19 protein-coding genes are annotated in these 19,948 nt (G+C 41.6%); 8 read left to right on the forward strand and 11 right to left on the reverse strand.

Going from position 1 to position 19,948, the window contains the following annotated elements; all coding sequences use genetic code 11:
* Window positions 1-61: 61 nt before the first annotated feature.
* Window positions 62-535, reverse strand: coding sequence for a hypothetical protein (locus FH971_RS18015; protein WP_140235208.1), 474 nt, complete (start codon window positions 533-535; stop codon window positions 62-64).
* Between the two features lie 618 nt (window positions 536-1,153).
* Here FH971_RS18015 and FH971_RS18020 point away from each other — a divergent pair.
* Window positions 1,154-1,729 carry a protein tyrosine phosphatase family protein gene (locus FH971_RS18020; protein WP_140235209.1) on the forward strand — a complete coding sequence of 192 codons (576 nt, stop codon included), beginning with the start codon at window positions 1,154-1,156 and terminating at the stop codon, window positions 1,727-1,729.
* A gap of 152 nt (window positions 1,730-1,881) precedes the next feature.
* Here FH971_RS18020 and FH971_RS18025 read toward each other — a convergent pair whose 3' ends face one another.
* The 3 genes from FH971_RS18025 to FH971_RS18035 form a co-directional block, all read right to left on the reverse strand.
* Window positions 1,882-2,838 carry a hypothetical protein gene (locus FH971_RS18025; RefSeq protein ID WP_140235210.1) on the reverse strand — a complete coding sequence of 319 codons (957 nt, stop codon included), beginning with the start codon at window positions 2,836-2,838 and terminating at the stop codon, window positions 1,882-1,884.
* 233 nt (window positions 2,839-3,071) lie between these two features.
* On the reverse strand, window positions 3,072-5,756 hold the full coding sequence (locus FH971_RS18030; protein WP_140235211.1) for a TonB-dependent receptor domain-containing protein: 2,685 nt from the start codon (window positions 5,754-5,756) through the stop codon (window positions 3,072-3,074).
* An 85-nt stretch (window positions 5,757-5,841) separates the two neighbouring features.
* Complete coding sequence (locus FH971_RS18035) at window positions 5,842-8,676, reverse strand: hypothetical protein (RefSeq protein WP_140235212.1); 2,835 nt, start codon at window positions 8,674-8,676, stop codon at window positions 5,842-5,844.
* Between the two features lie 564 nt (window positions 8,677-9,240).
* On the opposite strand from FH971_RS18035, the gene FH971_RS18040 reads away from it, so the two are divergent.
* Window positions 9,241-10,449, forward strand: a complete 1,209-nt coding sequence (locus FH971_RS18040; RefSeq protein ID WP_137225049.1) for a potassium/proton antiporter — start codon at window positions 9,241-9,243, stop codon at window positions 10,447-10,449.
* Between the two features lie 61 nt (window positions 10,450-10,510).
* Here FH971_RS18040 and FH971_RS18045 read toward each other — a convergent pair whose 3' ends face one another.
* The 5 genes from FH971_RS18045 to FH971_RS18060 all read right to left on the reverse strand — a co-directional run bounded on the left by FH971_RS18045 (window position 10,511) and on the right by FH971_RS18060 (window position 13,080).
* A complete protein-coding gene (locus FH971_RS18045; protein WP_240778391.1) occupies window positions 10,511-11,731 on the reverse strand; it encodes a M56 family metallopeptidase in 1,221 nt (406 codons plus the stop codon).
* The gene (locus FH971_RS18050) at window positions 11,728-12,102 is read right to left on the reverse strand and encodes a BlaI/MecI/CopY family transcriptional regulator (RefSeq protein WP_137225045.1); all 375 of its coding nucleotides are present in this window, start codon (window positions 12,100-12,102) and stop codon (window positions 11,728-11,730) included. Before FH971_RS18050 ends, FH971_RS18045 begins: the two co-directional genes overlap by 4 nt.
* A gap of 156 nt (window positions 12,103-12,258) precedes the next feature.
* Window positions 12,259-12,417 (reverse strand): hypothetical protein, encoded by a 159-nt coding sequence (locus tag FH971_RS20440; protein ID WP_167495964.1) that lies wholly within the window; start codon window positions 12,415-12,417, stop codon window positions 12,259-12,261.
* Window positions 12,377-12,553 carry a DUF3012 domain-containing protein gene (locus FH971_RS18055; RefSeq protein ID WP_140235213.1) on the reverse strand — a complete coding sequence of 59 codons (177 nt, stop codon included), beginning with the start codon at window positions 12,551-12,553 and terminating at the stop codon, window positions 12,377-12,379. Before FH971_RS18055 ends, FH971_RS20440 begins: the two co-directional genes overlap by 41 nt.
* 161 nt (window positions 12,554-12,714) lie before the next feature.
* Window positions 12,715-13,080, reverse strand: a complete 366-nt coding sequence (locus FH971_RS18060) for a SpoIIAA family protein (RefSeq protein WP_137225041.1) — start codon at window positions 13,078-13,080, stop codon at window positions 12,715-12,717.
* 302 nt (window positions 13,081-13,382) lie between these two features.
* On the opposite strand from FH971_RS18060, the gene arfB reads away from it, so the two are divergent.
* From arfB to FH971_RS18085, 5 genes are all read left to right on the forward strand, one after another.
* A complete protein-coding gene (gene arfB / locus FH971_RS18065; RefSeq protein ID WP_137225039.1) occupies window positions 13,383-13,799 on the forward strand; it encodes an alternative ribosome rescue aminoacyl-tRNA hydrolase ArfB in 417 nt (138 codons plus the stop codon).
* A 96-nt stretch (window positions 13,800-13,895) separates the two neighbouring features.
* Complete coding sequence (aroQ, locus tag FH971_RS18070) at window positions 13,896-14,348, forward strand: type II 3-dehydroquinate dehydratase (RefSeq protein ID WP_140235214.1); 453 nt, start codon at window positions 13,896-13,898, stop codon at window positions 14,346-14,348.
* Between the two features lie 3 nt (window positions 14,349-14,351).
* Window positions 14,352-14,687, forward strand: coding sequence for a DUF3859 domain-containing protein (locus FH971_RS18075; protein ID WP_140235215.1), 336 nt, complete (start codon window positions 14,352-14,354; stop codon window positions 14,685-14,687).
* Window positions 14,688-14,951: 264 nt separating this feature from the next.
* Window positions 14,952-15,053: a DUF3859 domain-containing protein gene (locus tag FH971_RS18080; protein ID WP_240778393.1), complete on the forward strand. Its 102-nt coding sequence runs from the start codon at window positions 14,952-14,954 to the stop codon at window positions 15,051-15,053.
* Window positions 15,054-15,145: 92 nt separating this feature from the next.
* Window positions 15,146-16,153 carry a class I SAM-dependent rRNA methyltransferase gene (locus tag FH971_RS18085; protein WP_137225033.1) on the forward strand — a complete coding sequence of 336 codons (1,008 nt, stop codon included), beginning with the start codon at window positions 15,146-15,148 and terminating at the stop codon, window positions 16,151-16,153.
* 82 nt (window positions 16,154-16,235) lie between these two features.
* Here FH971_RS18085 and FH971_RS18090 read toward each other — a convergent pair whose 3' ends face one another.
* Window positions 16,236-17,999, reverse strand: coding sequence for an alkaline phosphatase D family protein (locus tag FH971_RS18090; protein ID WP_140235216.1), 1,764 nt, complete (start codon window positions 17,997-17,999; stop codon window positions 16,236-16,238).
* 367 nt (window positions 18,000-18,366) lie between these two features.
* Between FH971_RS18090 and ohr the strand changes: the two genes are divergently transcribed.
* A complete protein-coding gene (gene ohr / locus FH971_RS18095; RefSeq protein ID WP_140235217.1) occupies window positions 18,367-18,789 on the forward strand; it encodes an organic hydroperoxide reductase Ohr in 423 nt (140 codons plus the stop codon).
* Between the two features lie 125 nt (window positions 18,790-18,914).
* Here ohr and FH971_RS18100 read toward each other — a convergent pair whose 3' ends face one another.
* Window positions 18,915-19,922 carry an LLM class flavin-dependent oxidoreductase gene (locus FH971_RS18100; protein ID WP_140235645.1) on the reverse strand — a complete coding sequence of 336 codons (1,008 nt, stop codon included), beginning with the start codon at window positions 19,920-19,922 and terminating at the stop codon, window positions 18,915-18,917.
* Window positions 19,923-19,948: the final 26 nt, after the last annotated feature.

A 19,948-nucleotide genomic window follows, 5' to 3' on the forward strand; every position in this document is an offset into this window, starting at 1 on the left:
GGCTTTTTGCGTTGTTTGCCAAAACCATGACAACGAAACATTGTCGGAGTTTAGGCGCTTGTTAGGTGCACTTTATTATCTGTACAGGTGAATTACAATGCTCTAAGTTCCCTATTAATTCGTTATTATCTGAATAGTTAGGGCAATTACCAATATTAACAGCATGGACGCTACCATTTGGTTTCATCTCGACATCGACAAAAGACGCAACAAGCTGGTCTTCTAATTGACGGCTCCAAGTAAAGTGATAATTGGTATTGTGTGATTTTAGGAATGTTCTATCAGGCACATTAAATTTACTTGTAAAAGAAGTTAAAGCCACATTCTGATTTTTTACATTTATTCTCGCTGAACGTGCTGTCCAAGAGAACGGCCAAGATCTCGTGATATCGACAGCTATGTTGCATTCGCCAAGCTCAGAGGTGCGCGATAGTCCAGAGATTACCTCTGCATATTCGATGTTCTTTAAACTACTCGAACCCGCTTGGCAGAGCCAAATAAAAAGAATAACTATTGGAATCAATTTACGATTCATAATGGATACGCCTCACGTCCTTTGCTCCTAACAGCTTATTGAACGGCTCGCACAATAAAGCCGACCGTTTAAGTTATTGATTTATATCATCCTACATTCTCTATCTCATTGATGTAAAGCAATTTAATGACTCTGAACCTCCAATATAAAACTTCGTTTGCGCGTTAAAAGTGTCGAATTTAAATGCTAAAAAATTAAATTAAACAATATCAATAAATTAGAATTATTCTATTTTTCTCACCGTACTACTTTAGTTCGATTTTCAATTACGTTTTGTTGTTATTCAATCAAAACTCATTATAACTGTATATAAAAACAGTATGGATAACATAAAGGGGGATGTGATGACGGTAGGGGTATATATAGAAGCGATTTTACCCACACACATTGAGTAATTTTTATGTTTCTAGCAAACGAACGGCGTGCTTCCAGTGGTACGCAACAAAGCGCTTTGTGTTCATTTTCGTTTGAAATTAATGGAGTCAGAATAAACTTTACTGGTTAGCAGCCAATCCAAAATTTTCATCACATTTGACTATCATTAATGGCGCCGTTAACTTGAACAGAGTAAAAAACTCAGCACGCGTTATCACGTATCACATCAAGCCAAGGAATCACATGAATATACTGCAACGTTATAACCTACTGTCCACCAGCATATTAATGTGTTGTGTCTTTTTTAGTGCGGGAGCGTTCAGTACGCAGAGTACGGCTAATATCGACACCAGTAAACTTGGCGACATAAAAGCGATTAAATTTAATAACCAGCAAGTCATTACCGCAGGCTTACCCACAGAGCTGCAATTTGCACAACTCGCTCAAGCAGGTATCAAAACAGTGATTAATCTTATTCCTAATGACAACCCGCATGCATTACAAAATGAGCAGCAAATCGTCACTCAGCTCGGTATGAATTATCACAATATTAGTGTGGACTGGCAGCACCCTACACAAGAAAATCTAGCGCAATTTTACAGCCTGATGGAGCAAAATGGCGACGCACCAGTGCTTGTGCATTGCGCGGCTAATTATCGTGCCTCAGCCTTTTATTATTTATACCAAACTCGCCAAAACAACGCGCCGACGATGGCAGAAGCACTAACACCTTGGGGCGACTTACAACAAAGCTTTGCTGAATATCCTCAGTGGCAAAAACTGATTGAAGACGCAAAACAGCAATATCAAACTCAATAGCTGTACTGTAAATATCCCAATCTTCTTAGCCTAAATGTGCTTTTACATTAGCTTTACTGCAATCAGCTATATCTTAAAAGCAAGATCTGCCCCCCCGATAAAGCACTCAAGAATGATAGCTTTACTGGGTTTGTGTAAATAAAGCGATTCTATTACTGATTACGATAAGGCGTTAAATCCATTTTATACAATGGTGCTGGCAGTCGTTCAGAGGTGATATAAATACTGTGACCATCTTGGCTAAAACCCACAGCCTCGGCTTGCTTTATGCTTGGCAACATTATCTGTTGCGGCTGTGTAGCAAACAAGCTTAACCAATCGCTGGGCTGTGGTTGAGTAAAATAGAACGCGTGGGTGTAAGTTAATACCACAGCCGATAAACCATCAGCTGATATATCCATTGCTGTGGGCTTGCCGGCAAAACCAATCCAAGTATAAATACTGGCGTAATCGAGCATAGCCGTGGGTAATGGCGCGATTTCACCCACCCTTTTGGCTTGCTTGTTAACCATTTCAACCGATGAATTATTTGAAGCGTTTTGCCCTGACGGAGCCATTAATGGCAGCTCAAATAATATTGGCAGTTTATCGCGCTTAGTCAGTAACAGTATTTTTTGCTTAGCTAGATCAACAGCTACAGATTCACAATCGTGGGCGCCATCTGGATAAGTAAATGTCATGCTCCAACTGGGTTTAACCGACAGTATTTTTGGTCCATTCAGTTGGCTTAAATCGGGTTCTTTGATTAGGTGTAATTGATACTTCGATCGTTTCGCTTGGTTATCACCCACATCGGCGATCAATAAGTACGATTCACCTTGGTAAACAAACGAGGCGATGTCTTCCCAATCGTTATTCTTAACGCCTGTAATGTTAACTATCGCCAGTTGATTACCTTGGGTATCAATGGCAAAAATTCTTGCGGTGTCACCACTGTCGTTATGCAGCCACAATATTTGATCATTAATACGCGACACAGCTAATCCGCTGGCTTCGTCAATAGACGGAGCAGTAATGCTACCCGCTTGGGTCATGCCTATCGGCATAGCACATGCACTGGTTGAGATAGCCAATATTAAGTATAAAAACAGGTAAGAACGTTTAAACATAATGGTTATTAACTCGGACTGCTGTTTACAAAAAAGTAGGCGTATTCTAACAACAATGTTTTCAAAAAGATTGATTTAACTAAAAGACTCACAAACTATGGGATGACTGAAGTTACACACCAAAAGACCACTTTCTTTGTTGCGAAGAAAGTGGCCTTATCAGTTTTTAGCTATTGGTATAATGAGTCATACCGTTAAAAAGGTACGTTTTTCAACCTTGTTGTTTAAGTGTATTAATACTCATAACTAAACTGCAAGGTGAACTCTGTACCTGGGTCTTTGGCATAAACTTCAATATCTTGTTGTTGATACTCAGTGGTTTCACCTAAAATATTCTTCGCTTTTAACTTCACTGTGGTGCTAGTGCTCGGGAATAAAGTATAGGTAAAATCAAGGCTATGGAACGGTTTTTCAAATACATCATCCAAACCACCTCGTCCGCCATAAGCAATACGTTCACCAAACACGTTATACACCAATGTGGCACTGTGATAACTGTCTGACGAATCGTAACTTAACTGTAAGTTGGCTACCCATTGTGAATGGCCAGTCATACGACGAGTGTTATTAGTCGGGTCAATTTCACCATTGGCAGCAATATCAATTTCTGAGTCGCCAACCGTTAGGTTACCCGCTATAAAGAAGTCTTGCCAAATGCTGTCTTCGCCGCCTAAAAACTCAAGCTCTTGTAGAAACTCGGTTTCCAGACCGTACACATAACCAGACTCGGCGTTATAAAACTTAAGCTGACGACCCGCTTCTGAAATACGTTGAATCGGTTCAATCGGTGCATCTACATCTTTATAGAATGCGCCCATGCTGAAGTTGTTGCCAGTATCAGAGTAGTATTCCCAACGTAAATCAAGATTGAGAATGTCTGAGCTTTCAAGTTCTGGATTACCGAAGAAGTCAAAACCAGTAACCGGATCTTGGAAGCGAACCGGTGATACTTCACGAAGATCTGGACGAACGATAGTTTTACTCGCCCCAAAACGCCATTGAGTGGTATCGGTTTGTTTCCAGGTTAATGACAGCGATGGGAACCAACCATCTTCAGCGATCACATAGTCAGTAAGATCATAACGACCGCCTTCATCAGATATTTCACCTTCTGGGTCAATCGGTAATGTCACACGACGGAAGTCTTCATAACGAATACCGGCATAGACTCGCCAAACATCGTCGAAATCGATATCCATGCTCACAAACGCAGCATCGTTTTTCTCTGCGGCGATGTAGTCTTCCGTGTCAGTTGATGCGTCTTTAAGCTCTAGCCCTAAGGTGTTATTGCTAATGTTTTCATCAGAGAAAATATCATTAAAATCACCGGATAAAATAGCGCCATTGGTATCAGTAGGGCTTAAATCGACATCAAAACCTAAACGAGTGGCATAACTTTCACGAGTGCGCTCAAAGTATTCATAGCCGGTAGTCAGTTTAACCACTGCGCCGTCTAAATTAATCGGGTACATAAAGTCCCAACCATAGTTTTGGCTGTCATCTTCTAAGCGACTGTAGACATACTTGGGTGCATCTTGAGTATTAAGATTACGTGATAATAACTGGTTGTTATCATCTAAAATCACGTTATAAGTATATGACACTTCATTAGGCGCATAACGTTCTGAACGTGCATCAGAAAACTTCCAATTAAATTCAGCGTCGTTTAACAACTCAATAAAGTGATGACCTTTAATCTGATTACTGATTAAAGTGCGCTCTTCATAGTCAATTGAATAAACTTGCAATGCATTAGGCTCACCCAATGTATCAATGGTTTCTTCAAGTCCTATCGAGACATCATCAGAGGTGTCTTGCAAGTAGGTGGTAAAGGTTTCAATTTTATGGTTGTAACCAATCTCTAAACCCAAGTTAAGCATGCCAGACACTTGTACAATTGAGTCTGTACCCACGATGTCTTTCTGGTTTTCAACTTGTACTTGGCTACTGTCGCCGTCAAGTTCAACTTCACGTTTGGTATAGTTTTCAGCTTGTTTTTTATATGACACAGCTGATAACGCACCAAAAATAATGTCGTCGGTAATGTCCCAACGATCACCAATGGCGATATCACCGCGCATTGCAGGGTCTGTACTTTGGCTATGTATCGTCATGTCGCGATACATATCTAACGCCAACTCACGGTTAACTTGTTGTGCTGCGGAATAATCTAAACCGCCATTTGAACCACTTACCATGTCGATTGGGCTGATACCACCATATTGGTTGATGGTGTTGTTAATACTACTCGGTATACTGCGAGTGCCATCATCTTGGCCAGTCCAATCATCGCCACCACCGTTATAGGTGTAGCTGTCATTTGAGTCATTGGTGTTATAACGACCGCCCACTGACGCTTTAAAAAAGAAGTCCGCAGGTATAGATTTAGTACGAATATCAACGTGTCCGCCACCAAAGGCCGCTGGCGAATTGGCAGACGCTGACTTTTGCACCGATAACGATTCAATAATCGATGCAGGGAACATATCTAGTGGTACAACATTACGGGTTGGATCCGGTGATGGCACTGTCGCGCCATTAAGCGAGGTACTTGAATAACGCTCACCAAGACCACGAACATAAATGAATTTGCCATCTTTTAAGGTCAAACCCGTAACACGACGAAGCGCTGCGGCTGCGTCACCGTCACCGGTTCTTGAAATTTGTTCTGAGCCCATAATATCGGCTACAGCAATTTGTTCACGACGCTCTTCGGTAGCTTCTGAAGCTGAGCTACGTAAACGTCCTGTGACTGATATCACTTCAATCGGTTCAATTGGAATCACTTCACCTGGGTCACGTGCAGGTTCTGGTTCTTGCGAGTATACGGGGGTAGCTGTTAATAATGTCGCCGCAGAAATAACAGAGAGAATGGCAAGGCTTAACTTATTAACGGTAAAACTCGGCTTGGTTTTCATACTTATACTATCCTGTATGCGGTTCAGAGATAGCCGCCCTTTCGAGCGGCTATTAATAGGTCACAGATTTACGTTATCGAGGTGATTACTCTGGCTCGTAAGCCCAACCTTGACGCCAGTCAGTCTGGCCATCGAATGCACCAATAAAGTTGGTTGATTCGAAGAAGCTATCTTCTGTGCTTAAGTCTTTACCATTACCCAGTAGCGTTGTATCCGTTGCTGCTGGCATACCGTCAGTAATAGTCACTGCTGTTGTAGAGTTACCATCTTGGCCTAAGAACCAAGTTTCTACATTTACAGCATCTGCTGTAGCGGCATTATCTGAGCTGTATTTAAATGGCTCGTTACAGTCGATAATTGAGTGAGACATAGTCAGGGTGCTGTTGTTTACGTTATCAACCAAGCCTTCATAAGTCCCATCTAGCTCTAAACACTCGCCAGACTCTGTTTCAGCAGTAGTGCCTTTACGGCCTTGAACTAGCACGTTGTATAACTCACCTGCTGTAGCAACACGAAGCAAGATACCTTCACCTTTATCGCCACTGCCGTTAGCCGTGTCTGTACCAGGTAAAATAGTGAAGTTAGCTAACATAGGTGCTGATACTGGCGTATCTGTGGCACCTTTATGGCTGTCGCCTTCAATACCACGGTTTGCATTGCCATCTTCATGGGTGATGTACACAAACTGTGCTTTACCTGTCCAACCGTTAGTCCAATCTAAGCTGTCATCAAAGTTTTCAGTTAGGTAGACATATTTCAAGTTAACTGCACCACCCCAGAACTCAACGCCATCATCGCCGTTAGCATGTACTTGGATATGGTCAACTTGGGTACCGCTACCTACTGCAGCAAATGAGATACCGTTCATTTCTTGAGTATCATTCACTTTAAAGCCAGCATACTTAATCACTACGTAGCTGATTTGACCGCTGTTATCTGCGTTGTCATTACCGCCATATGGGAAGTCACCGACTTCAAACGACGCTGAACAGGCATTATGATCAGGACATGTATTGGTTAAACCATTACCCAGAATGACCAATCCACCCCACTGACCGCGTTCACCTTCTGCACCAGTAATAATGTCTTCTTCAGAAGTCATTACGATTGGATGTTCAGCGCTGCCTTGAGCCATAATTTTAGAACCACGGCTAACGGCAATATAGCTGTTAGATGTAGCAAATAATTTAGTACCCGCTTGAATAGCTAATGTTGCAGATGTAGTTTTGTCAGCACCGACAAGCACTGCGCCACCATCAATTTTGTACATTACGTTTTGACCAGCAAGCAAGGTAGTGTTGCTCAACACATTACCTTCAAGGATACAAATTAGCGTAACAGATGAGTCTTTGTATAAACCATCAGTAGCCGCTGAAGCTGTAGTGCCTACAGGGCAAGACGTCAATACTGGTAATTCTGTCGCCACTGGGTCTACGTCATCGTGAATAGCCGTAGTCCAACCTGTGGTCCAATCGTTAGTACCGTCAAATGCGCCAATATATTCGGCATCAACTAGGCGATCATCTAAGTTAGCTAAATCTGCTTTACCACCTGTTAATGCAACTGAAGATGAGTTAGGCATGTAATCAGTTAAATCAGCAGCCGCAACTAAGTTACCGTCTTGCCCCTTGTACCAAGCCTCTACATCTAGTGCTAAAGTACGGCCTTCAGCAGCATCAGCCGAGGCATTTTTAAATGGCTCAACACAATCAATTAAACTGTTTTGCATCGTTAATTCAGCAGTGTTGGCGTTGTTAACAGTATTGTCATCGTTAACTTCTAAACATTCGCCAGAATCAACATCACCTTTAACTAGGATGTTATAAGCATTAACGCCCGTGCCTTTACGGAATAAAATACCTTCTGCATCGTCACCACCACTATTCGTACCGTTAGCCACTTGAACAGTAACGTTAGCTAACGTCGGTTTTGACATAGGCACTGCGCTGGCATCACTGTTACTGTCGGCTTCAATACCACGGTTAGAAGCATTATCAGCCAGACGAATATAAACGTGCTGTGCACTACCTTGCCAACCGTTTGTCCAATCTAACGAATCATCAAAGTTTTCAGTCAATACGATGTTTGATACTGAAACATTGCCACCCCAGAATTCAAAACCGTCATCGTTATTCATGTGAACTTGTACGTGGTCAACTTCAGTACCCGCACCCACACCGGCAAAACTGATGCCGTTCATTTCTTGGGTGTCATTGATTTTGAAACCACCAAACTCAACCCGTACATACTTAATTGAACCTGAACTGTCTTCAGTATCGTTTCCGCCGTAGCTGTGGTTACCCACTTCAAAAGACGCTGAACAATTGGTTAAATCAGGACATGTATTGACTGGCGCATTCCCCAGCAACACTAAACCACCCCACTGGCCAGCTTTACCTTCTTCACCTAGAGCGGTTTCAACAGAAGTAAATACGATTGGAGCAGCTTCAGTACCTTCAGCCATGATTTTTGAACCACGACTAACCACTAAGTATGAATCACTGCCGCCTAAAATTTTGGTGCCTGGTAAAATAGATAACTCAACAGCATCGGCATTGTCGCCACCCGCTATTACTGCGCCATCAAGTTGCCATACAACGTCATTACCCAATACAATTTTGTCGCCATCTTGGCCACCGGTGGTAATCGTTGATGATTCAGTAGAAGGTGCTAACGTACCCTCTAAGATCCAAACTTCTTTTCCATCCACAGCAGTAATCGCAGTGCTTTTAGTTGCAAAGCCACTGTATGATTTTTCTTGATCTGTCTGAGTTGGTGTAGTTGGAGTGGTTGGCGTAGTAGGTGTAACAGTATCGCTACCCGCATTGATATTAATATCACCACCACAACCAGCAAGCCCTAATGTTGCAGCAAGGGCAGTAGAAAGCGCAGTAAGTTTAAAAATGTTTTTCAGTTCCATTGTCATCTCCGAAGACGGATTTAAGCGTGTGAGTTAGTTGGCTGGATGACAAACTAACCTGCGAAAATGACAAAAAGACTGCGCTTATGTGACACTCACATTTCATTTACATTGCAGAAATATGCAAACTTAATGCGGCTGCGGCTTAGAAGGCGTTTTGGTAGGCTTAATATTTTAACAAAATAGACAAAAAAATAACGTTATCATTGTTTATATAACAAAACAGGATGATTCACACAGAGCAAATAGCACAGAGCAGTTAACTGGTATTTGGTATACCGTGCACAAACCAAATCACGGCAACTACTAACAACAGCTAACAACAATTTACCTTATACTTCAAACACCAATGTTGTATTAAGCATTATCGGTATCAAATAACAATGCCGACCCAATAACTAACCGAGAGAGCAAATAAGCCAAATATTTTGATTTCTGCTTACTTATCTCATTTCTTAACTTTTTAGAGATTAATAATTAAAAAATGCTTATAAAACGTAGTTGGGCTAATTTAATGCTAAAATAGCCATTAAGTACAATCTTCATCACACAAGGAGTGCCCATATGCCACCAGATATCATTATTTTAGGGATCTCCATACTTATTGCGATTGGCATTTTACTCCATCACCCGTCTAAAACATTGGGTTTACCTTCATTATTGATTTTCATGGCCGTAGGCCTTGCTTTTGGCAATGGTGAATTTGGTTTTGTATATGATGATCTTCAACTTACCTCACTCATTGGTACCCTCGCGTTAAACACCATAGTATTTGTTGGTGGTCTGAACACCCCAATGACACACATTCGTTTTGCCTGGAAAGAAGGCGGAATGTTGTCTACTGCAGGCGTTATCCTTACTACCATTATTTTTGGTTTTATCTTGAATGCGTTACTCGACTTTAACCTCATTACTTGCATGTTGTTTGCCGCGGTAGTGTCATCTACCGATGCGGCGGCAGTATTCTCTATTTTAGAGTCAAAAAAACTCAAATTAAAACACGGTACTGGCACTATTTTAGAATTCGAATCGGCTACCAACGATCCCATCGCATTAGTAATGGTAGTCATGCTAACCGACTATATTATCAATAGTGCCAATACCACACCCACGGTTCTGTCGGTACTTTCTACTCTAGGACAACAAATTGGTGTAGGTACAATTATTGGATTATTAATGGGTAAAATGGCCGTTTGGGCACTTAATCACATTAAACTGCCTGAATTTGGACTTATCCCCGTTTTTATTTTAGCCAGCTTTGCCATCACAGTATCAAGCACCGAAATATTAGGTGGTAACGAACTTATTGCGGTTTATATTGCAGGGGTGATAATCGGTAACTATTTAAAGAAGGGCGCCGAAGTCAGTAAGCATTTCTTTAATGGCTTATCGTGGTTAGCTCAGTCATTAATGTTTATCATTTTAGGTTTACAGATATTCCCGCAGCAATTATTGCCTGTATTTATAGCATCGCTGCTACCTGCCATATTACTTATTGTCGTCGCACGCCCATTAGCTGTGCAGCTGTGCTACTTGCCATTTAGACAAGCCAATTGGCGCAAGCGTTTGTTTGTTTCTATGATCGGATTAAAAGGTGCAACCCCAATTGTATTTGCGCTTATTCCCGCAGCGGCTGGTGTAGAGGGATCCCGTGAAATGATCCACATGGTATTTTTCATCGTGTTGTTCTCGGTCATCATCCAAGGTACCGCAATTGAGCCGCTCGCCAATAAACTAGGGCTAAAACTGCAACCCAAAAAGCCTGATCTATAAAAATGATTCAATGCCCCATAGCAATGAGGCATTGAATCATTTTCAGCATCTTTAATATTCGTTATTTTACAGTGATTCTCTCAACTGATTTCTCAGGCTGATGGATAACATAGTCTAACTGTACTTGTAGGTCTTTAAACCCATTCGCAGAGGGTTGATACTTCCATTGTTCAAGCGCCTCAACAGCCGATGCATCAAACACTTGTTTCGGCGACGACTTAGTCACCCTAACATTGTTCACACTTCCATTTTGACTGATATCAAATGACATTTGAACATAACCATTAAGCCCTTCTTTAGCGGCATCAATTGGATAACTAGGCTCAATTCTTATCACAGGCATTGCCATAGCATCGGCTTTGTTTTCAACGCTAAGATTATTGCCTGCAAATACTTGCTGATTAAACATAAAGGCACCAACACCAATAGCAAGTGTCATTCCAATCAATGCTAAGGTGCTTTTCCCATGTTGCTTTTTCATCTGTAAGATCCTCTCTTTTAAGATGGTTTTATCCCCATAATGGGTGTGTAACATGCTCAACGGCGCATGCTGTGAATAGGCCAATAGTGTTCTGCTATAGGCAATTTTAGCTTGGGCTTTCATGTCGGCAGTGACTTGCGCATCGCATGACAATTCTTGATCTTGTCTAAATCGGCGGTAGCTCAACCACATCAACGGATTGAACCAAAACAAAACGGTTAATCCATAAGCCAAGGCATTTGCCCATAAATCACCACGTTGATAATGATAAACCTCGTGCTGAATAATGGCTTGCTGCTGACTTTCATCTAGTTGTATAAAGCTCGTTGGCACCAAAATACTGGGAGTAATAAACCCTGCGAGCATAGGTGATTCAATGTCTGGATGGACTAATACCTTAAGCTTTACAGAGGGAATATCTAGCTGACGCCCACGCTGGATTAATCGTTGCAAGTAGCTGTATTCCATCACGATATTAGCGACTAATAACGTGATAACGGCACCGTAGAGATAAGGCAGGTATAACAGGTCAAGTAAGCTTGCCGACAACGCAGCGGTATCGCTAGCAAACACATAATACTGCTGGATGATTGAGGCTGCGTTATTGGTGCCAAACCAGTTAACGTGGTGAGGCAATATCATTTGCAGTAAATCTGCAATGATTAATAGTGGCACTGATATCCACATAAAGTAGGTATAGTGCGCTCCAAATCTAGACAATAACAACCTGTGCATTGCCAGCAAGGTTAAACACACCACGCTCAATGAGATGGTTTGTTCCATAAACCAATTAATCGTCACTTTTGTTCCTTTTGCCAATCATCAAGTAAGGTTTGCAGTTCGGCGACATCTTCTGCCGACAGCTTGTTCTTCTGCGCAAAACCGGCAACCAATGGGGTTAACTTGCCAGCAAACATGCGATCCACAAAAGAAAGCGATTCTTTAACGGTATAGTCTTGCTCAGCAATTAATGGTGAGTAATGGTAAACTCGACCTTGTTTTTCAAAACTGACGGCTTGTTTTTTGACTAAACGATTAAGTAAGGTTTTAACCATTTTTTCATGCATGTCATGGCTTTTCTCTAACGCATCAACCACTTCACTCGAGGTTAATGGTGAATGTTGCCAAAGCTGTTGCAACACGACTAATTCACTATTGCTGATTTCTTTCATGCTATACCGCTCATTTGTTGTTAGAACTTGTTAGGCTAAAAATGGATTACAGATGTAATCTATTCATTTAAATTACAGTTGTAATCTTAAATAAGCAAGTATTATTTTTAAGCAATTTACTAATTAAAATGAAAAAGCCTAATCGGATGATTAGGCTTAAAATTGAGTATCACCTAGCGAGTAGGCTTTATGTCGATAGTTATTTTGTTCTTCGTTGCAGTGGCCAACCTGTAATAGATGTGCAGCGATATTAACCATCACAGAGAAAATGATATTATTTAAATACGCAGTATTTGGCGTAATCAGCTGCTTCATTGGCAGTCCAATCACCACTCTCTTTTTCTTTCATTTGCTTACACCAAGCATCGCTGCCCACTTCTGGTGCACATGCCGTTAAGCTAAGGGTTAACAATAACGCACTTGATGCGGCTAACAATTTTGATAATGACATAAGCTATTTTCCTAAAATAATAAAATCAACATTAGAGTTAGTTGACCTTTCGAGATGAATTTTGCAGTAGTTAGTGACAATTTACTACAAAGTGGAGCTTATAATAGGTAGTTTTTTACCCAAATAAGCAATAACGTAGTAAATAAGCCATTAAGTTGCTTCTAGCGATGAGAGCGTTTGGCAATCCAAGCTACCGCATCTTGTTTATGCTCTAATGAAAACCATGCAACTTCGCCTTGCATAAACGGCCCCATAAGCCTAACTGCATTGCCGACCCAATCGGGGCCGCCAACAAATACTAAAGCATCAAACTCGGGTAACTGTACTTCACCACTGCCAGTGAGCGAACCAAACTCCCAGCCTTCCAATAACACATCGGCTTCAATATAAAGACACACTTGGTCCCAGTCTTTTCGGTAACTCTTAATGGCGGGTTGTAAATGAGTACGATAATCGTGTGCCGATAAACGGCCACTGACAAATAAACTAATGACACCTTTGGTAATATCAGGTATTTGACATAACATAACGGCAACTCCAGCCTTGTGATCAGGCCATAGAATAGACTTTATACGGTGATGTTATCGTGTAAAGCAGCAATGGTCGTATGATAACAAAACTATTCTATTCATTTCATTAAATATCTAATATCTCAGATCCTAGTCAGACTTTTTATATCAAGCATCACGGATCTATCACGACAAAATGCCAACACAAGACAAGGCTGAAAAATTTCTGAGACTACGGTAAAATAAATATTAGAAAGATAGAATAAATTCTCATGCTATAGAAAAATTAATAGCTAATTTAAGGGAACCACCACAACCAGATGATACAAATTACCCAACGAGTCATATTGCAAGACAATGAAATTGAATGGCAGTTTGTTCGTTCAAGTGGTGCTGGTGGTCAAAATGTCAATAAAGTGTCGACCGCAGCCCAACTCAGTTTTGATATTGCCTCATCGTCTTTGCCTGAGTTTTATCAACAAAAGCTATTAGCCAAAGCTGACCACCGTATTACTAAAAGTGGCAAAGTCATCATTAAATGTCAGCAATCTCGTAGCCAAGATTTTAATCGCCAAACCGCGTTAGAACAATTTATCGAGTTAGTAAAAAGTGTCGGTATTGTGCAAAAAACCCGTATACCTACTCGAGCAACAAAAGGCAGCCAAACGCGACGTATTGAAACAAAAAAACAACGTGGTGCCACCAAAGCCATGCGTCAAAATAAGTCAGACTATTAATTTTCCTTGGTAGCTGAAGATTTTGAGGTTTACCAAACGGTTATCTTCAGTAAGAATGAAGGTGTTTAGTTTATTGCCCACCACACAGGAAGTATCATGAGCAGCATAGCCAAAATTTTAATTATCAACGGCCCTAATCTTAATTTGCTTGGCCGCCGTGAGCCTGGGCATTATGGCCATCAAACCCTAGCCACCATAGTGAGCGATCTCACTGAAACGGCTAGTAAAGTTGGCGTAACCTTAGAACACATTCAGTCAAATGCTGAACACCAGCTTATTGATGCGATTCATGCTACCGATGCACAGTTTATTATTATCAATCCTGCCGCGTTTACCCACACGAGTGTAGCCTTGCGTGATGCGATACTCGGCGTAGCTATTCCGTTTATTGAAGTGCATTTATCTAACGTACATGCCCGTGAGCCATTTAGGCATCATTCGTATTTTTCTGATAAAGCCCAAGGTGTTATCAGTGGCCTCGGTGCGCAAGGGTATGACTTTGCGCTGCAAGCGGCAATTAAATACCTAAAAGAGAATGCTAAAGGATAAGATTTGAGTAAGTTAAAAGCTGATGTAAGTATTATTTACAGCGGCATATTCAGTCAATGGGACACTCAAAGTGATGACTTGCCGCGTTTGTTACAGGCAACCGTTCATGTGCCCGCGATTATCGACACCGAATTTGGCTTTATTACTCGGATCAAAAAAGCCAAAAACCAAGTACTCAGTTACTGTATTTATCATCCCGATATACCAGATGACAACGGCCATATCCGCCCACCATTTGATGGCGAAGTTTATATCAAAGAAAATGATTGGCGCTTTTATCTGGGCGATTGTATTTGGGGACCAATATACCAATCCTTATTGAAGTATGGTCTATTTTAGGCGTCGTCACAGTGCCAAGTACAATTCAAATGACTGATGGTGTAGTCATCTCCATCGAGGGCATTTGAGGCAGTAATTGGTATTGTGACACCGCCCCGAAGGGCGAATTTATTAGTGCGCTCTTCTTTGTTAGTCTTTCTTAACGTACGACTGCATGGATGCAGGAGGTAGAGCAACGCAGGAGCAGTTGCCGAGAACAACTATGGCTTCAAAAGACTGCCGCGAATACCACGCTAATAATTTTCGCTAAAAGAACAAACTTCAATGCGGATTGGTATTTATAAAGTGGGTAATTGGCGCATGACACTAACATTAAATGGCAAAATTATTGCCGACAAAACCTTTAAAGTGCATCTACCAGATTAATTGCGCCCCTCTAATAGTCTCTGTAGCAACTTCACTAAGCCAGAATGTTTGCTATAATCCGCGCCAATTGCCCCACCATTTAACGAGCATCCATGTCGATTCAAGCTGTTGTAACCGAAGCACTAGCCAAACGTGCGAGTTTTATTGAGCAAGCAAAACAAAATAACACCGATTGTTATCGGGTATTTCATGGCACTGTTGAAGGTGAGAATGGCCTAAATATCGACCGTTACGGTGATGCATGGTTAATCCAAACCTTTCATCAAACATTAACGGCGCAACAACTTGAAGACATATCAAGCATACTTACCGCCCACGCAGACTACCATATCGTTTACAACGATCGCTCAGGCAGTCATTCTCGTGTGGTAAATAATGTCGAAAATGAAGCCCAAGACTACTCACAATCAGAACAAGTTATCCATGAAAATGGCATTGCCTTTACTTCCAAACTGCGTCATGAAGGTCAAGACCCACTGCTATTTTTAGACATGCGTATTGGCCGCGAATATGTTTGCGACAATAGCCAAGACAAGACGGTATTAAACCTATTTTCATACACTTGTGGTATTGGTACTGCTGCAGCAATGGGCGGTGCTCGTAGAGTCATGAATGTCGACTTTTCATCATTTGCATTAGCTGCTGGGCAAAAAAATGCTGAGCTAAACAATGTCACCGATGTGTGTGAATTTGTGCAAAGTGATGCGTTTCCGGCATTACGTCAATTAGCGGGTTTACCCATTGGTGGTCGTCGTAATCAAAAACTGCCTAAATACCCTAAACTGCGCGCAACTCAATTCGATTTAGTGTTTTTAGATCCTCCACGTTTTGCTAAAAGTGCATTCGGGATTGTCGACTTAGTGAATGATTACCAAGGCTTGTTTAAACCAGCAGTATTAACAACAAAAGTTGGCGGTAAAATTGTCTGTTGTAATAATGTCGCTAAAGTTGAGCGTCAAGCATGGTACGACAGTCTTGTACGCTGCGTAGAAAAACAAGGCCGTAAAGTGACCGCAACTCAATGGTTAGCTTGCCATCCAGACTTTCCCGCATTTGATGACAATCATCCATTAAAAATCGTGGTATTGACTATAGATTAACGTTAATGATTTGATTATGTGTATAAACAATTCAGCCACCTTTACGGTGGCTGAATTGTATCGGCGAATTCACATCAACGCATTAAGACACCGACGTGACTTTTGGGCTACCTGCGGTACTCGTAGCGCTGTAACCACGGGCATCTAACTGAGTAAAAGTCTTATCTAAAATAGTGTCGACATATTGCCAATCACTGCGCACTTCATCTTGAGTAAATGTCAGTAATAAATAACCACGATCTTTTAAATTTGCGTATTTAAGATCGCTAATTAAACTCACTATCGCCGCTTCTGTTGCTGGCATTTCATCATCAGCTAAGCCTAAGTAATACTCAAGCCCAGGTGATGACACAGAGCTAGTGGCAAACTCGACACCAACCACATCACCATCGATGTCGGTTAAATCACTTGCCCAAGCGTTATGGGTGTCACCAGCAATAACGACTAAATTCTGATTTAGCGATTTTGCCGTTGCATAAATCACTTCACGCTCATAGGCATAGCCGTCCCACGCATCTAGATTGTATGGAATTGAAGGCAATTGTAATAGCGCTATCACCTCTGGGGTTAACTTGTCTTGATTCGCTTGCAAGTACGTAAGCTCTTCAACCGTTAATGTTGAGTCACCCGCTTGTGCACGAGCCGCTAGTTGAGCTAACCCGGCAAGCTCAGCAAATTGTGGAATACTCATTTGTTGAGTAGCAATAGCCGCAGGCATTAACATTTTACCCATCAAAACTTGCTGACCTAGCACTTGCCATTTAGCTGTAGACTGCAATAACGTTTGCTGTAACCACAGTAACTGAGTCTGCCCAAGTAATGTACGGTTGGTATCGGTCACATCAGCTGCAAATGTCGAGCTGTCAAATGATCCTGTAGCAGAGTCAATATAATTTCCGTACTCTAGCTGTTTATCGCGAGCCAATACTCGAGTATCGAGCATGTGCAAATCAACCAAGTTACCGTAATTAAAACTTCTGTAAATTTCTTCATGGTTACCTTCACTCCAAGGGCGTATTGGCAGCCATTCAAAGTAAGCTTGTAGTGCAGCTTGTTTGCGCTCATCAAAATCGCCTTCGCCGTCATTATGATTTTCGGCACCGTCTTTCCAAGTATCGTTTGCTACTTCGTGGTCATCCCATACGGTAATAAACGGCACTTTAGCATGCAGTTTTTGTAAGCTTGAATCGCTACGATATTGGCTGTAACGAGTACGATAATCTTCAAGTAAAAACAACTCGCCTTCTGGTAACACTTCACGATCTAACTCAACGGCATGCTCGCTGGCATATTCACCACGAGCATACTCATATAAATAGTCACCTAAATGCACCACAGCATCTAAATCATCTTGCTGCGCAGCCATTTCATACACATTAAAATAGCCTGCTGGGAAATTAGCACATGACATTACCGCTAACTTTACCGAATCAACACTGCCCTCAGGTAATGTACGAGTCTGGCCCATTTCCGATACTGTGTCACCAGCTTTAAAGCGATAGTAATATCGTTGACCAGCTTCAAGTCCTACCGCGTCAACTTTAACGGTATAGTCTCGGCTTTGGTTCGTAACAGTTTCGCCATTAGTCACTAACTGACTAAAATCACTGTCGGTGGCAACTTCCCATGACACGGTAATATCACCCTCTACATCGGGTGTCACTCGGGTCCATAAAATGACTGCATCAGTTGCAGGATCACCACTGGCGACACCTTGTAAAAATTGGCCTGATACTAAATCGTCATCATCACTACTGCAGCCCATTAATCCATACGACACGACTACAGCACCTACACCTTTGGCTGATATTGCAAGAAAATCACGACGAGTCACAAACCGTTTCATAGCCTATCCTTTTTATCATTAATTGTTTATATGGCTGTGCTTAGCAAAGCCTAAGAGGTCTAATGAGACGCTATTGTGAGAGCTAATGATGACATAAAGGTGACAGAAGAATGACAAGCTAATCAAAATGATATTGAGCTACGGATAAAGGTTCAACACCGTCAGGTGACTGTAAATACAAATTCACACAAATTAAATTGCACACAATTTAGTTGCCATAATAAGAATCTAGCGTTATAGTAAACACAATTAGATTGCGCACAACTTAAATTGATTGATGATGAAGTCTACTGCATCTAGATATAAGCCATAGCAATCGACTGAATTGATACAACCAACATCTTTAACATACTTTATGAGGTCTATTATGAAAGCGTTATACACCACTTCAGCTACAGCACTAGCAGGTCGTAATGGCCAAGTTTCTACTGAAGACAAAAAAGTCGACTTACAATTAAGTTACCCAAAAGAAATGGGTGGCAGCGGTGAGTTTACTAATCCAGAACAGTTATTTGCTGCAGGGTATGCTGCGTGTTTTTCTAACGCAATTCTACATGTAGCAAGTCAAACTAAGATGGCTATCAAATCGGCTCCAACTACAGCGACTGTAGGTATCGGCGCTAATGATAATGGTGGTTTTGCACTCACAGTTGCACTAGCTGTCGAACTTGAACTCGACCAAGCAGAAGCTGAAAAACTGGTTAAAACAGCTCATCAAGTTTGCCCATACTCAAATGCAGTGCGTGGCAACATCGATGTTAAACTGACTGTAAATGGCCAAGCTATTTAAGTTTTTTGAGTTAATTCTGCTGATGTAAACATAAAAAAACCAAGACATCAGTCTTGGTTTTTTATGTTTTGAGTAACTAGCAACTTAGCACTTACTCAATAAACTAGCTGACTTTGGCTTCGTTATTACTTCACGCTCATTAAAATATCCAAGGCGCGTAAACGATGCTCGTTGTCATACAAGTCATTAGTAAACATCAATTCGTCTACTCCAAGCTCCTCAACAAACATCTCTAATCGATGCTTAATGGTTGTTGGGCCGCCACAAATAGACAAACTTAAAAAGCTATCAACATAGTTCTTTTCTTGCTCGCTCCACAAACCATTCATGCTAGCGATTGGCGGTTTAAGCCACATTTCTTGACCACGAATTAACGCTAAAATACGCTGTTTAGAGGTAGTACTAAGATGCTCAGCTTCTTCATCTGTTGGTGCAGCAACTAAAGGTAAGCCGACCATGACATAAGGTTTAGCTAACACTGCAGAAGGGGTAAATTCACGACGATAAAGTGCGATAGCTTCTGACAGAAAACGCGGTGCAAAATGGCCTGCAAACACATATGGCAAGCCACGTTCTGCTGCTAACTGTGCACTGAACAAGCTAGAACCTAATAACCAAATTGGCACATTAGTATCTTCGCCAGGGATCGCTCGCACCGCTTTATAGTTAGTATCTTGGCGCTGTTCACGTGGGCCAAGTAACGATTGCAACTCGCTTACCTCATCAGGAAAATGTTCCGCCCGTTTATTATCACGGTTGAGTGCTAAGCTGGTCACCGGATCGCTCCCCGGAGCACGGCCTAAACCTAAATCAATTCGATTAGGATACAAGCAGGCTAACGTGCCAAATTGCTCTGCCACCACTAGCGGTGGATGATTGGGTAACATAATTCCCCCAGCACCAACACGCATTCGCGCTGTGCCACCAGCAATGTAACCAATTAAAATGGATGTAGCAGAACAAATAATGCCCGGCATATTGTGGTGTTCGGCTAACCAAAAACGATTTACTCCAAGGCTTTCGGCATGTTGAGCATAACGTAAACTGTCTTGTAGGGTTTCTGATACGGTTGAATCTTCACGCATCGGCGCGAGTTCGAGTAATGAAAAAGGAATATCTGCCAGTATTGACATCATGGCTCCTTATTTAAGGTATGAAT

It is taken from the genome of Shewanella polaris (genome assembly GCF_006385555.1).
Classification (GTDB): Bacteria; Pseudomonadota; Gammaproteobacteria; order Enterobacterales; family Shewanellaceae; genus Shewanella; species Shewanella polaris.